This window comes from Proteus sp. Marseille-Q3619, assembly GCF_965283115.1.
Window position 1 is genome coordinate 1,228,359 of sequence record NZ_CBDIMP010000001.1, and the last position, 15,463, is coordinate 1,243,821.

The following is a 15,463-nucleotide window of genomic DNA, read 5'->3' on the forward strand; positions in this document are numbered from 1 at the left end:
TTTAATAACATCAGCATTTTATTTAACTCTATTTATAAGCCTTATTTATTTCAACTATTCGCCTTGAATTCGTCGATACTGCCCTTTATCTTGCAACAGCCTGACGCCTAATATACTGCCACATAATGAAAGTAATAATGCCGCAACAATAGGTACGGTGATCCACATTCCCCATTGTGGTTGCCAAGGGAAATTAAACACCGATATTTGTAATAAGCTTAATGCGACCTCAGCACCAATCGCTGCAGCTAATCCTGCCATTAAACCTAATAATGCAAATTCGGCCCAAAGAGTCCGTCTTAATAATGATTTACCAGCACCTAATGTTCGATACACCACCAGCTCAATGCGTCGTTGTGTCATTCCTACCTGAATTTGAGCAACTAACAATAACGCACCACAGATCATGACCAATCCAACCATAATCTCTAATGCTCGACTGACTTGCTGTAAGATTTGTTGAACTTGCTGAATTAATGCGCCTGTATCTAACACGCTTACGGTTGGAAATTGCCGATTCAGCGCAGTAATTAACGCACCTTCACCATTGTAATAAAAGCTACTCATCCATTTTTCCGGCTGATTACTTAATCCTTCTTCAGAGAAAATAAAGAAGAAATTAGGGCGCATATTTTCCCAATCAACATGGCGAATACTAGTAACAATGGACTTAAATTCACGAGTATCACCGACAAATGTTAATTCATCACCCAACTTGATTTCGAGTTGCTCTGCAACGCCTTGATCAAGAGAAACACCATTACCGACAGGTGGCCAAGTTCCTTCAACAATGACGTTATCTTTAGGTAATTCACTGTGCCATGTTAAGTTAAGCTCACGACGAACCGTATTATTGCCAGCATCACGTTTATCAGCCCACTCTTTGGCATTATGCTCATTAACCTGTGTTAAACGCGCTAATACCACAGGGAATGCATCCGTAGGTTCAACCTTATATTGTGCCAACAAGGTATTAATTTCTTGAACTTGAGGTGCAGACATATTGATTAGAAAATAGTTAGGACTATCTTCTGGTAATTGCTTTTGCCATTTTTCCAGTAAATCACCTTGAATAAGGACTAAAAGCGTTAACAACATAAATGAAAGTGCGAAAGCAGCAAGCTGAGTCATCGTTTGAAATGGTTGTCGTAATAAACGAGTTACTGCTAAACGCGCACTGAGTTGGCGAAATTTAAACTGCTTTAATACCCATAATCCTAACCAACCAATTATTCCAAGTAAAAAAGCAATAACAACAACACCAAATAGAATTGACCAGAGTAAAACGCCTGTTCCCGCAAAAAGCGTTAAAGCACCGACAATAATTAAGCCCACTATCGGTAAATAATAACGAAGAGGCCATATAGGGGCCGTAGTATCACTTCTTAATACTCGAGAAGGTTGTGTTGCCATTAATTGATAGTAAGGTCTTAATCCTGTTAATAAAGCAATTAACAGTAAAGAGCCCACAGACCATATCCATGGCAAAAAGCTCGCCTCAGGCAAACTTTTTGGTAAGACTGGCGCTAAAATTTGTAGCAGTATTGTCTCAAAAACAAGTCCGACTAATGAGCCAACAATAATTGCGCCAATAAGGATCACACCCCATTGCCCAACAATCCACTTTCTCAATGCGCGTTTATCTGCCCCTAACGTTTTTAATACCGCAATTAAAGTATGACGACTACGGCAATAATGAGCCATTGAAACGGCAACTGCCGATATAGCAAGCAATAGCGTTAATAGCGCTGAAAGTAAAAGAAAGTTTTTCGCACGCTCCATTGATTGTGAAAGTGCTCCACTATCTTGCTTTAAACTATTCCAACGCTGATCGGGTTTTAATAGTGGGTCGAAGCGTTGCTGATAACTATCAATTACGGACTCATTACCTGCAAACATATAGCGATAAGTCAGACGGCTTCCGGGTTGCACTGCTCCAGTTGCTTCAACATCATCAAGATTAATTAAAATACGGGGGGCGATTTGAAAAGGATTAAACCCGCTGTCTGGCTCTTGAATTAATACACCACCAATAGTAAATGAGGCATCGCCTACATCAATTTTATCGCCAACTTTTATATCAAGTAATTCAAGTAATCTGGCACCAACAAGCGCAGTTCCTTTTTCAGGTTTTAACCCTGCGGGCTCTGTTTCTAACTCACCATACAGTGGATATAATTTATCCACAGCTTTCACCAGCGCAAGCTGAGGTGTATCGCCTTCAGGAGCATAAGACATCGTGGTGAATTGCATTTGGCGACTGAGAGTTAACCCTTCCTTATTCGCCTCTGTAAGCCAGTTTTCATCAACGGGATAAGATGCACGTAAGACTAAATCGCCAGCAATTAAATCACGACTTTGAGCGTAAATACTTTTATCAATGCGATCACCTATACGCCCTAAAGCAAGCACACAAGCAACCGCTAGCGCTAAAGAGAGCCAAACAATTAATAGTGCAGGAGAGCGCCATTCACGCCAAAACCAACGCCAAATCATGACTCCTCCTTAAGTTGTCCATCTACTAATCGTAATCGTCTTTGGCAACGAGCTGCCAGCTCATTATCATGAGTCACTAAAATTAATGTTGTTGCATAATCTCGGTTAAGAGAGAACAGCAAGTCAGCAATTTTATCGCCTGTTTTACGATCAAGATTCCCTGTTGGCTCATCAGCAAAAAGAATAGCTGGCTGAGTACAAAATGCTCTTGCTAATGCAACGCGTTGTTGCTCACCACCAGACAGTTGTGCTGGCATATGGTATAAACGTTCGCCTAATCCTAACAGCTTAAGTAAATCAACTGCACGCGCATGACTGTGCTTTTCTGACTCGCCTTTTAATAATGCGGGCAACTGCACATTTTCAAGTGCATTCAATGTTGGGATCAACATAAATGATTGAAAAACAAAACCAACATGTTGAGCGCGTAATTTAGCTCGCTCTTCTTCATTCATTTTTGTGAGATCTTCACCCATTAAATGCACGCTGCCAGAACTACCATCATCTAATCCAGCAATGATCCCTAACAGCGTCGATTTACCCGATCCTGACTCACCAATTAACGCAATTGTTTGTGCAGGCTCGACAACTAACTCAACACCCTGCAATATAGAGATCTGACTATCACCTTGTCCTACTTGTTTGGTTAACCGATGAACTTCAAGAACCTTTTCCGTCGACATACATTTTTCCTTATCGTTATGATGATGTTTAGCTTTAAGGCAATTGCTGCTGATACCTTTTTAATCTTTGGTGACAGCTTGAGTGCAGGATATCGTCTTCCAATTGAAAGTGCATGGCCACAACGCCTTGCTGATAAATGGAAAACAACCTACCCTGAAATTAATGTTGTTAATGCAAGTATTAGTGGTGAAACTGCCTTTCAGGGGAAAAATAGGCTTCCTGATTTATTAAAACAGCATCAACCTCGTTGGGTTTTAATTGAATTAGGTGCAAATGATGGCTTACAGGGATACCCTGTTGCACAAACAAAAGAGGCATTACAAAACATCATTACACAAGTAAAAGATGCCGGTGCAACGCCACTTTTTATGCAAATAATGATTTCACCTAATTATGGTAAACGTTATACACAATCATTTTCAGCGATCTATCCAAAACTCGCTGAAGATAATGCGCTTCCTCTACTTCCTTTTTATATGGAGCAAATCGCTGATAAGCCTGAGTGGATGCAAAATGACAGCATACACCCCAATGAAGATGCTCAGCCTTTTATTGCTCAGTGGATGGATGAAACATTATCCCCTTACTTAACACGTTAGACTATTCTGACAGTAGTTGACGTAGATTAAACGAGATTAATTGTAAAATTATGCAAAAAACGGTATTGATTACAGGAAGTTCCAGTGGAATAGGGCTCTGTGCCGCCAAAGCACTAAAGAAAAGAGGCTATCGAGTTCTTGCTGCTTGCCGTAAAGGTGAAGACCTTGAACGCATGGAAACACTGGGATTAGAACCTATTCATCTTGATCTTGACGATCCAAAAAGTGTTGAAAATGCGGCACTAGAAGTTATTCACCTAACAAATGGTCGTTTATATGGATTATTTAATAATGGCGGATTTGGTGTTTATGGCCCATTAGATGCCATTACTCGTCCACAAATGGAAAAACAGTTTTCTACTAATTTTTTTGGTTTACATCAGCTGACTACATTACTTCTACCAGCAATGTTACCACACGGTGAAGGCAGAATTATTCAAACGAGCTCTGTGATGGGGATTATCTCAACACCCGGTCGAGGTGCTTACGCAGCGAGTAAGTATGCTGTAGAAGCATGGTCTGACGCATTAAGAATGGAATTAGCGCATACAGGCGTTAAAGTGAGTTTAATTGAGCCTGGTCCAATACGTACTTGCTTCACAGAGAATGTCGCTCAGGCAGAAAAAGATAAACCAGTAAAAAATCCTGGGATTGCGAGCCGTTTCACACTAACGCCTGAAGATGTAGTGAAAAAGCTTATTCATGCTTTAGAAAGCCCAAAACCTAAGATACGTTATCCCGTAACCCTATTAACTTATGCTGTCAAAATACTAAAACGCTTTCTACCTGACACACTAATGGATGCAATTTTAAGTCGCCAAAGTGGCAAGGATTGATTTTTCGGGTTTCACCCTTACTTATTAATAAAATAGCTTTATAAATCGCATCTATATTTAAAACTCTCAAAAAGGGGCAAGTTAATGTTAGCAACTGCACATATTGTTGATGTAAATGAATCAAATATTCAACAAGTTATAGAACAATCGATGACTAAACCGGTCATGATGTATTTCTATTCAGAACGTAGCCCTCATTGTGCAGAGCTTGGCGCAACATTAGATAAACTAGCAGCCGAATTTGCTGATCAATTTATTTTGGCTAAATTGGATTGTGATGTTGAACAAATGATTGCCTCACAATTTGGTCTACGTGCTATTCCAACTGTTTATATTTTACAAGAAGGTCGCCCAGTTGATGGTTTTCAAGGCCCTCAACCAGAAGAAGCAATTCGCCAAGTGTTAGCAAATGTATTACCCAAACCAGAAGAATTAAAAGCGGCACAAGCGGCGCAATTGCTTTCTGAAGGAAAAACCGAGGAAGCTCTACCTTTACTTAAAGAAGCCCATCAACTCGCACCTAAAAACAGTGAAATTACCCTTGCGTTAGCGGGCGCTTTAATTTCTTTAAATAAAAATGAAGAAGCTCAAACGCTGTTAATTACCATCCCATTACAAGATCAAGATAGTTACTACCATAGTTTGTTAGCGCAAATTGAATTACAAAAACAGGCTGCTGATACGCCTGAAATCCAACAATTGCAGAGCGATTTTAATCAACAACCTGAAAATACCAATCTTGCCATTCAACTTGCACTAAAATTACATGAAGTTGCTCGCAATGAAGAGGCATTAGAGTTGCTATTTAGCTTTATCAAAAAAGATCTAAATGCAGGTGATGGGCAAGTTAAGAAAACCCTGATGGATATTCTATCAGCCTTAGGTACTAATGATAATTTGGCGTCTAAATATCGTCGTATGGTGTATTCTTTACTTTATTAATTTTATTTTCTTATTCAAGCAGACTTAGGACAGGTATATGGAAATAGTCATTGGTATTATCATCTTATTCGCTATTATTTTAGTTTTATGTGGTGTTAAAACCGTTCCACAAGGTTATCAGTGGACTGTCGAACGTTTTGGTCGTTACACTCGTACTCTGACTCCAGGGCTCCAAATTCTCGTGCCATTTGTTGATCGTATTGGTCGCCGTATCAATATGATGGAACAAGTACTGGATATTCCTTCTCAAGAAGTCATTTCTCGTGATAACGCCAACGTCAGCATCGATGCAGTCTGCTTTATTCAAGTCATCGATCCTGTAAAAGCTGCGTACGAAGTTAATAACCTTGAACTTGCGATTATCAACTTAACATTGACGAATATCCGTACAGTATTAGGCTCCATGGAACTTGATGAAATTCTTTCTCAACGTGACCAAATCAACAGCCGCCTATTACTGATTGTTGATGATGCAACAAACCCTTGGGGTATCAAAATTACCCGTATTGAAATTCGTGATGTCCGCCCACCAAAAGAATTGATTTCTGCAATGAATGCGCAGATGAAAGCTGAACGTACTAAACGTGCCGACATTCTTGAAGCTGAAGGTATTCGTCAAGCAGCTATCTTAAAAGCTGAAGGTGAGAAACAAGGACAAATACTGAAGGCTGAAGGTGAGCGTCAATCTGCATTCTTACAAGCAGAAGCCCGTGAACGTGCGGCAGAAGCAGAAGCCAGAGCAACACAAATGGTATCTGAGGCCATTGCAAAAGGTGATATGCAAGCCATTAACTACTTTGTTGCTCAAAAATATACTGATGCACTGTCTCAAATTGGTTCAGCTAATAACAGTAAAGTTATTATGATGCCATTAGAAGCAAGTAATCTCATGGGTGCGATTGGCGGTATTTCTGAATTACTCAATACCAAAAAAAGTGACTCTGGCAACAAGAGCAATTAATTATGATTGAATGGATTAGTGCTCAACCTGCACTTTTCTGGCTTTGTCTTGGTGGCTTGCTGTTAATTACAGAAATGTTAGGAACAGCAGGATACCTTTTATGGTCAGGAATGGCGGCTCTGTGTGTATCGTTGATCACATGGATATTGCCTATTAGCTGGCCTATTCAAGGTATTTTATTTGCGATATTAACGGTTATTAGTGCTTTACTTTGGCACCTTTGGCTTAAACGCAGAAAATTATCAAAAGAAGCTGAAAACTTAAATCAGAAAACGCATCAACTGATTGGTGTTCATGCTGTTTTATTATCAGATACTGAAAATGGTTTTAGTCGCGTAAAATTAGCTGATGGCAGTTGGCGTGTTTATTCAGACACGCCATTACTTGCTGGCGATAAGGTAACAGTAACCGCAATTGATGGCATTACCTTACAAGTGATTACGCTTAAATCGGCTGTTTCTGGTGATGACAACACCCTGACAAATGATTGATGATGGGGCAATCTGCTCCATCATCGCCAGGACATTCGCTGGCTAACAAAAGTAATCGCTGGCGAATGGCATTAAGCTCATTAATTGTTTTCTCAATTTCAGCCACTTTTTTTAAGGTGGCTTCTTTCACGTCAGCACTATGACGTGAAGGATTTCTTAGCAACATCAATAAAGCACGGCACTCTTCTAAATTAAAGCCCACCTCTCGTGCTTGTCGTAATAATGTCAACTCTTCGATATGTTGAGCCTGATAATAGCGATAGCCGTTTTCACCTCTTCCCGGTGGCGTTATCAAGTCTTTTTCTTCATAAAACCGAATAGCTTTAGCTGTTAATCCTGTTTTATTTGCGATTTCACTAATATTCAAAATTCCCCCTTGACCTTCCCCTTGCGGAAAGGTTTAGCCTTTATCTCAATAAGAAAAAACCTTTAAAGAAAGCAAGTTACCGAATATTGCGCAATAATAGAGGTAACGCTTTTATGTCGGAGATAAATTAACATGGCAAAAACTATAATACTCGCACTACAAGGACTTTCCTGCTCCCACTGTGTTAACAGTGTAAAAAAAGCACTTGATGCTCGCAATGACATAGAGCAGGCAATTGTGACTATTCAATACGCTAAAATTGACAGCGATGCAACTGCTGAAAGCTTAATCAAAACAATTGAAGATGCAGGCTATGAAGCAAGTGTAGCAACACAACCCGATGTAAAATTAAGCCTAAGTGGGCTTAACTGTATGAAGTGTGTCGGTAAAACTGAAAAAGCATTATTAGCCATTGAAGGAGTTGCCGCAGTTAATGTGACAAAAGAGTCAGCTGAAATTTTTGGTGATGCTACGGCAGATACTTTAATTGCAGCGATTACGGCGGAAGGTTTTCAAGCAAGCCTAGCGCCCACTGACAACGTAATTAATTTAACTTTATCTGGCTTAAATTGTGGTCACTGTGTCGGTTCAGTTAAAAAAGCACTAGAAAATACTGCGGGTGTTGAAACAGCTGAAGTTGAATTAACACATGCAAAAGTGACTGGTTCTGCAACCGCTGAAACCTTAATTACCGCCATTACAGAAGCCGGTTTTGAAGCACAACTTGCAGGTACTGATTTCCCAAAAACTGAGCCGCTGACGCAAACGCATGCACAACTGGAAGCATCGTCAGCGGCTGTTTGTGATATTCCAGTTGAGAATGCTGATATTGATAATGGCGCTGAAATCGATACTGACGATGACAACAGTGTTCAGCTTTTAATTGATGGCATGACCTGTGCAAGTTGCGTAAGCAAGGTTCACAAAGCATTACAATCTGTTGATGGCGTTGAAAATGTGCGTGTAAATCTTGCTGAACGTAGTGCATTAGTGACTGGTGAAATCGATCATAACGCACTTGTGACTGCTATTGAAAAAGCGGGTTATGGCGCTGAAATTATTCAAGACGATGTAAAACGCAGAGAACGCCAGCAAGAAGTTGCTGTTGCCAATATGAAACGTTTTCGATGGCAAGCTACATTAGCCTTAGTTGTTGGTATCCCTGTGATGATTTGGGGAATGATCGGCGACAATATGATGCTCACAGAAGCCAATCACAGCGTCTGGTTAGGCATTGGTATTGCAACGCTGTTTGTGATGGTTGTTGCGGGTGGTCATTTCTATCGTAGCGCATGGCAGAGTTTAAAAAACCGCAGTGCAACAATGGATACCCTCGTTGCGTTAGGAACAGGAACAGCGTGGCTCTATTCCATTACCGTGAACTTATGGCCTGAAGTGTTCCCCGTTCAAGCTCGACATCTCTATTATGAAGCCAGTGCGATGATCATCGGTTTAATCAATCTGGGTCATATGCTTGAGCAAAGAGCACGCCAGCGTTCATCCAAAGCACTAGAACGGCTATTAGATTTAACTCCGCCAACAGCAAGAGTCATAACTGAAAACGGTGAAGTTGAAATGCCATTAGCTGATGTTAAACAAGGAATGACCTTACGTTTAGCAACAGGTGATAAAGTGCCGGTTGATGGTGAAATTATCCAAGGTGAAGTATGGATGGATGAGGCAATGCTGACAGGCGAGCCAATTCCACAACAAAAAACTGTGGGTGACACTATTCATGCGGGAACAACGGTTCAAGATGGCTCAGTGCTATTTAAAGCGGCAGCGGTGGGAAGTAAAACAACACTTGCTCGTATTATTAAATTAGTTCGCCAAGCGCAAAGTAGTAAACCTGAAATAGGCCAGCTAGCGGATAAAATTTCAGGTGTATTTGTACCTGTTGTCGTTGCTATCGCTCTTATTGCTGGTGCTATTTGGTATTTCTTTGGTCCGTCGCCACAAATTACCTATGCACTGGTGATTATCACAACCGTTCTTATCATCGCTTGCCCTTGTGCTTTAGGTTTGGCTACTCCTATGTCGATTATTTCGGGTGTAGGTCGTGCGGCTGAATATGGCGTGTTAGTTCGTGATGCAGACGCATTACAACAAGCGAGCAAACTAGATACTTTAGTCTTTGATAAAACAGGAACACTGACAGAAGGTATGCCTCAGGTCACTGAAATTCATACTTTCAATCAAGTAGATGAAACTCAAGCACTTGCATTGGCAGCATCGTTGGAAAATGGTTCTAATCACCCATTAGCTAAAGCCATTTTAACGCGAGCTGAAGGCATTGATTTACCTGAAATAAGCCAATTCCGCACTCTTGCAGGAATGGGGTTAAGTGGTGAAATTAACGGAAAAACAGTGCTTTTAGGCAACCCTAAATTGATGCTTGAATCAGGTATTGATATTAGTGAAATTAATTCACTTATTGACACTCAAGCAGCGAAAGGTGTTACTCCTGTCTTATTAGCTCAAGAAGGTAAGATTGCCGCCCTTCTCTCTATCCGTGATCCTCTAAGAGAAGATACTGTAAGTGCATTACAACGTTTACATAATCAGGGCTATCGCCTAGTGATGTTAACGGGTGATAATCCAATTACTGCAAATGCAATAGCAAAAGAAGCAGGTATTGACCAAGTTATCGCAGGTGTCATGCCAGAAGGTAAAGCACAAGCGATAACAGAGCTTCAAGCACAAGGTCGTCATGTTGCAATGATTGGTGATGGTATTAACGATGCGCCAGCGCTAGCAAAAGCAGATGTCGGTATTGCAATGGGTGGAGGTAGTGATATTGCTATTGAAACAGCAGCTATCACATTAATGCGTCATAGTTTGCATGGTGTTGCCGATGCGGTTGAAATCTCAAAAGGTACACTACGTAATATGAAGCAGAATTTATTCGGTGCCTTTGTTTACAATAGCTTAGGTATCCCTATTGCAGCCGGTATTTTATATCCTTTCACTGGCACACTGTTAAATCCAGTGGTTGCGGGTGCAGCAATGGCGCTGTCTTCCATTACTGTTGTTAGCAATGCAAACCGTTTATTGCGTTTTAAACCTAAGCAATAACACTTAAGGATTTATTAAGATATATTATATTAGAACCTCTTTTACTTATCGGTAAAAGGGGTTTTTTATTATCTTATTTTTAACGTTTTCTTGATGATTATTAGCATTATCAAAAGGTTAAAAAAAAGCCGATATTTCTATCGGCCAGTCAAAGAGGAATTTCTCATTATACAAGAGAGTCATTACTCCGCCCTCTTAACGCTAGAATAGCAATATATTATAACTATTTCATTAATTTTTATTACTCATAAAATAAAGATAACATTGGCATAAAAATCACTCTAATAATAAGGCTGTTTATTTATATTAAGTAAAAAATTAACATTTAGAATATATAGATAAAAAATCAATATCATTTTTCTTTTAAAAGGATTTAAAATTGAAATATAAAAATATTTTTATCGCAACAATATCTATTATTTATTCTTCCTGTGTTTTTTCAAACACATTAAATTCAAATGCACCCTCTGATTTAATCACACCTGAATATGAAGAGCCTGAAAATAAAAAAACTATCCAACATCAACGATTTTTAATCAGATAGTCGATGATAATTTAATGAGAATAGTAAAAAAAACAGATCAAGAAATTTATGGTATTGAAATAAATAAAAATATAATTGAAGATTTAGAGAAATACTTAAGAAATAATAGTTTAACAAATTCAGCCGATATTATAAAAAACAATATTATTAATAAAAATAGTCATATTGAGATCCAATCTGATAGTACAGAGTTAAAAATGGGGATAGAAAACTATTTATCGGAAAGAAAGTTATTGACTGAGCAAAATCGTAATGAAGCCATTCAGCGAATTAAATTCAATAAAACAATGATCTATGGTATGCCAGAAAGTATATTAACATTGGATATTTTAAATTCCCCAGAGGAACTAAATAAAATAGTCGATAATCTCAATACAAAAAACCGTTCTTTGTTGTTATTAGAAAACAATACAACAAAAGATCTAGCCCAGATGAGTAAGTTACATGAGCAAGATACTAGAATACTAAATAATTCAATTTTAGATAATAAGAAAAGATTATCAGAAGATCTTCAAGATAACTCAAATAAAATTAAAAATAACGAAATTATAATTAAACAAAACACAACCACCATTGATAAAAACAATAATTCCATAGAAAGAAACAAAACTAATATTGATAAAAACACTAGTGCTATTAATAGTAACACTAGTAATATAAGAGAAAATAGAAATGATATTGACGATATAAAGGAAAACTATATCGATAATTTAAATATCAATGGAAGAAATATTTCATTGAAAAGCCATTTTGCAACGCTCTATACTGAACAATCAATCTCAAGAAATGAATTTAAAGATCTAAAAAATAATTTTGAACATTTTAAATCTGATACTCAAAATCGTTTTTATAAAGTCGAAAAACGTGCCAATCAAGGTATTGCCTCTGTTGCCGCAATGAGCAATTTACCTTTTACAGATAATGCGACATTTAGTACTGCGATTGGTATCGGTAATTATCGTAATGCCACAGCGCTTGCTTGGGGTATGCAATATCGTATTAATGAAAATATTAAAGTCAGAGCATCTACCGCTTGGAATGAAAGCAATAGTTGGGTATCCGCGGGTGGTGTAGGTATAAGTTGGTAGCTATTCAGTAATAAAGTAAAAACAGAGAAAGCTGAGTAAAGCTTCGTTTTCTCTGTTTCATTCAATCAAAAATCCGTTATGCTGAAGCTTAGTGATGGACACTTAAAGGAGCATATCAAATGACGGGTATTTTTCAGAAAGTTAAAAGTTGGATAGGGATAAAAAACACCCATCATTATCCTTACCCTGCCGTTGATATTACGCTACCTAATAACATCTCTTTACATCTGGTGGGTAGTATCCATATGGGTGTTCCCACAATGTCACCACTCTCCAATGTGCTTATTAACGAAATAAAAAATGCAGATGCGATTATTGTTGAAGCTGATATCTCAACGGATGTACAACCTTTTGATCAAGCCTCTCTCTTTAGAGATCCGCTAGAAACTCGTTTAAATGAAACTCTTTTTTCTCAAATTATTCAACATTGTGAAGACCTCTCACTTTCTCTTTATCAACTTGAGAATAAACCACTTTGGCAAATTGCGTTAATTTTACAATCAACCCAAGCCATGCAACTTGGATTGCAACCGCAATACGGTATTGATTATCAAGTCATTCAACATGCTAATGGACACAAAAAAAGTATTATTGAACTCGAAGGCATTGAGGATCAGGTCACATTATTATTGAATTTTCCTCATGATGGTCAGCAATTACTCGAGGATACGCTAAGAAATTGGCACGATAATGCACGTACATTGCAAATCATGATCAATTGGTGGTTAAATTATAATAGTAGAGAGAAACAACCGCCGTTACCGAATACCTTTAGTAAAGCTGTATTTGATATCTTAATGGAAAGCCGTAACCAAAAATGGGTAAGCACGTTATCAACATTACCCGCAGGTCGTTATGTGGTAACTGTCGGCGCCCTTCATTTATTTGGCGAAGAAAATTTGATCGATTTATTAACATCCCAAGTATAAAGATATTGTTCTAACCTTGTAAGTAGGAATAACTATGACTCCCGCTGTAAATTTACTGGAAAAACAAAAAATTAAATTTACCCTTCATCCTTATGAGCATGATGCTAATGTCCATAATTTTGGTGATGAAGCCGTTGAAAAATTAGGTTTAGATAATCGCCAAGTATTCAAGACACTTTTAGTTTCTTTAAATGGTGATGCTAAAAATCTTGCCGTTGCAGTAACACCCGTTTCTGGTCAGTTAGATTTAAAACTCGTTGCTAAGTGCCTTAAGGCTAAAAAAGCAGATATGGCAGATCCCCAAATTGCACAAAAGGTCACTGGTTATTTAGTGGGTGGAATAAGTCCATTAGGTCAGAAAAAACGCCTACCAACAGTGATTGATGAACAAGCACTCGAATTTGACACTATCTTTGTTTCTGGTGGTAAACGTGGCTTAGATATTGAATTATCAGCAAAAGATTTAGGCACTGTATTAGGTGCTCAATTTGCACTTATTCGTAAAGAGTCATAATTCTTAATGATTTTTTATTTTAAGGCTCATCCTCAAAATAAGAAATTAACGTGATTTAGACCTCAAATAAAAGGCGACATTAGATGTCGCCTTTTGTCTATATAAGCGTTATTGGTAAGATTTATTTTTTGTAAACAATTTCGCCTTTAGGTTCGAAATCATCAGCTTTCAATGGAGAGTGTGATTCGATATAACCTTTTAATACTTCAGCATCAACGAAACCCGTATTTACATAACCTGGGTGTGTATCAATTTTCGGATAACCATCACCACCAATACCGTTAAAGTTCAGTGTCGCCATACGGTAAGATTTTGTTTTATCTAATGGTTTACCTGCAATTTTAACATCGCTAACTTTACAGTCTGCATCTACGGTTAAGCTAACATTGTAGAATTGTGCATAAGCACCAGAGTCTACTTTCATACATGCAACAGCTGATAAATAAGGTTCGACTTCTTCACCTTTAAAATCAACATAAACCAGTTCGTTCGCGAATGGTTGAACTTTCAGAACATCTTTGTAAGTGATATCACCAGACTCAATAGAATCACGAACACCACCACCGCTCATAATGGCAAAGTCTGCATTTGCACGTTCAGCTTGAGCTGATAATAATAGACGTGCCATATTGGTTTGAACAAAGCGAACTTTACTACGATCGCCTTCTAATTTACCAACAACCTCACCCACTTTAACATTCAGTTGCTCGCCACCTTTTTCTTGGTAAGGTGTCAGCAGTTTCATCATTTCAGGGTTATGAGGAATTTCTTTAGTGTAGTAAACGAGTTCAGTTGTGCCGTCGTCTTTCTTCACTTTCTGATTTAAGTTGATTGGGATTAATTGGTAATGTTTTAGCGTAAATACACCATTACGGAATTCGAAATCTGCACGACCAACATATTTGCCCCATTCATGAGCCTGAACAATCCATGTACCATTTTGGTTATCTGGTGCACAAGGTGTTCCTGGCACATAATCCGCTTGTTTGTAGTTTTTATTCTCTTGAGACATACAAACAGGATCTTGTGAGTGACCACCCACAATCATATCAAGGTAGCCTTTTGGTAAGGCTCGCGCCATTTCCACATCACCTGGTGCGTTAGAGCCGTGATTACCATCATCGTAGTGACCCATATGAGTTGCTGCGATAATAATGTCTGGTTTTTCCGTTGTACGCAGTTCTTCTACAACTTTTTTAGCTTCATCAGAAGGTTTGCGGAATTCAGTATCAGGGAAGTTTGCTGGGTTACCAATACGCACAGTATCATCAGTCGTTAAGCCTAATACTGCAATTTTGACACCTTGCTTATCAAAAATGGTGTAAGGCTTGAATAAACGCTCACCCGTACTTTTTTGATAAATATTTGCAGATAAGAATGGGAATGTTGCCCATTTTTCTTGTTGACGTAAAACCTCTAATGGATTATCGAATTCATGGTTACCCAATGCCATTGCATCATAGCCCACAAGATTCATACCTTTAAAATCAGGCTCTGCATCTTGTAAATCAGATTCTGGTACGCCCGTATTGATATCACCACCTGATAACAGCAGTACGCTACCGCCTTTTTTAGCCACTTCATCACGAATATTATCAACAACCGTTTTTTGTGCAGCTAAGCCATATTCACCACGATCGTTATGCCAGAAATGACCATGGTGATCATTAGTATGTAGAATAGTTATTTCGTAGGTTTTATCCTTTTCCCATGCCTGAGACATCGCAGGCGCCATCGCTAAAGAAACTGTCAATGCGCATGCTGATAATTTAAAAGATAAGCTCATGGTATATCCCCATGTATATTATTTATTGAGAAGGTTCTGCCATGGTTCTACAGTAGAAAAAGAAGACAGAAGTTAAATACTTTTGCTGTATTTTATGACGTAGGTTATATAATTTTTTTATTATTTCATTGATCCAATAGTTTTTTTGAGA

The 15,463-nt window shown here is 38.4% G+C and carries 13 protein-coding genes; 9 read left to right on the plus strand and 4 right to left on the minus strand.

What is annotated here, in order from left to right; translation table 11 throughout:
* Nucleotides 1–54: 54 nt before the first annotated feature.
* Both ybbP and ybbA read right to left on the minus strand, forming a co-directional pair.
* On the minus strand, nt 55–2,496 hold the full coding sequence (ybbP, locus tag ACWPWK_RS05610; RefSeq protein ID WP_109371337.1) for a putative ABC transporter permease subunit YbbP: 2,442 nt from the start codon (nt 2,494–2,496) through the stop codon (nt 55–57).
* Nucleotides 2,493–3,179: a putative ABC transporter ATP-binding protein YbbA gene (gene ybbA, locus ACWPWK_RS05615; RefSeq protein ID WP_109371339.1), complete on the minus strand. Its 687-nt coding sequence runs from the start codon at nt 3,177–3,179 to the stop codon at nt 2,493–2,495. The genes ybbP and ybbA overlap by 4 nt, the downstream gene beginning before the upstream one ends.
* On the opposite strand from ybbA, the gene tesA reads away from it, so the two are divergent.
* The 5 genes from tesA to ACWPWK_RS05640 all read left to right on the plus strand — a co-directional run bounded on the left by tesA (nt 3,150) and on the right by ACWPWK_RS05640 (nt 7,009).
* Complete coding sequence (tesA, locus tag ACWPWK_RS05620; RefSeq protein WP_109371341.1) at nt 3,150–3,779, plus strand: multifunctional acyl-CoA thioesterase I/protease I/lysophospholipase L1; 630 nt, start codon at nt 3,150–3,152, stop codon at nt 3,777–3,779. The genes ybbA and tesA overlap by 30 nt on opposite strands.
* A 50-nt stretch (nt 3,780–3,829) precedes the next feature.
* A complete protein-coding gene (locus ACWPWK_RS05625; protein ID WP_109371343.1) occupies nt 3,830–4,615 on the plus strand; it encodes an SDR family oxidoreductase in 786 nt (261 codons plus the stop codon).
* Nucleotides 4,616–4,699: 84 nt separating this feature from the next.
* On the plus strand, nt 4,700–5,557 hold the full coding sequence (locus tag ACWPWK_RS05630; protein ID WP_109371345.1) for a co-chaperone YbbN: 858 nt from the start codon (nt 4,700–4,702) through the stop codon (nt 5,555–5,557).
* 37 nt (nt 5,558–5,594) lie between these two features.
* On the plus strand, nt 5,595–6,518 hold the full coding sequence (locus ACWPWK_RS05635) for an SPFH domain-containing protein (RefSeq protein WP_109371347.1): 924 nt from the start codon (nt 5,595–5,597) through the stop codon (nt 6,516–6,518).
* Nucleotides 6,519–6,520: 2 nt separating this feature from the next.
* Nucleotides 6,521–7,009 carry an NfeD family protein gene (locus ACWPWK_RS05640; protein ID WP_109371349.1) on the plus strand — a complete coding sequence of 163 codons (489 nt, stop codon included), beginning with the start codon at nt 6,521–6,523 and terminating at the stop codon, nt 7,007–7,009.
* Here ACWPWK_RS05640 and cueR read toward each other — a convergent pair.
* Nucleotides 6,963–7,376 (minus strand): Cu(I)-responsive transcriptional regulator, encoded by a 414-nt coding sequence (gene cueR, locus ACWPWK_RS05645; RefSeq protein ID WP_109371351.1) that lies wholly within the window; start codon nt 7,374–7,376, stop codon nt 6,963–6,965. The genes ACWPWK_RS05640 and cueR overlap by 47 nt on opposite strands.
* Before the next feature lie 132 nt (nt 7,377–7,508).
* On the opposite strand from cueR, the gene copA reads away from it, so the two are divergent.
* From copA to ybaK, 4 genes are all read left to right on the plus strand, one after another.
* Nucleotides 7,509–10,451 carry a copper-exporting P-type ATPase CopA gene (copA, locus tag ACWPWK_RS05650; protein ID WP_109371353.1) on the plus strand — a complete coding sequence of 981 codons (2,943 nt, stop codon included), beginning with the start codon at nt 7,509–7,511 and terminating at the stop codon, nt 10,449–10,451.
* 558 nt (nt 10,452–11,009) lie between these two features.
* Complete coding sequence (locus tag ACWPWK_RS05655) at nt 11,010–12,083, plus strand: YadA C-terminal domain-containing protein (protein ID WP_109371487.1); 1,074 nt, start codon at nt 11,010–11,012, stop codon at nt 12,081–12,083.
* A 119-nt stretch (nt 12,084–12,202) separates the two neighbouring features.
* A complete protein-coding gene (locus ACWPWK_RS05660; RefSeq protein ID WP_109371355.1) occupies nt 12,203–13,012 on the plus strand; it encodes a TraB/GumN family protein in 810 nt (269 codons plus the stop codon).
* 34 nt (nt 13,013–13,046) lie between these two features.
* Complete coding sequence (gene ybaK / locus ACWPWK_RS05665; protein WP_109371357.1) at nt 13,047–13,526, plus strand: Cys-tRNA(Pro)/Cys-tRNA(Cys) deacylase YbaK; 480 nt, start codon at nt 13,047–13,049, stop codon at nt 13,524–13,526.
* Between the two features lie 121 nt (nt 13,527–13,647).
* On the opposite strand, the gene ushA is transcribed toward ybaK, so the two are convergent.
* Complete coding sequence (gene ushA, locus ACWPWK_RS05670) at nt 13,648–15,312, minus strand: bifunctional UDP-sugar hydrolase/5'-nucleotidase UshA (RefSeq protein WP_109371359.1); 1,665 nt, start codon at nt 15,310–15,312, stop codon at nt 13,648–13,650.
* Between the last annotated feature and the right edge of the window lie 151 nt (nt 15,313–15,463).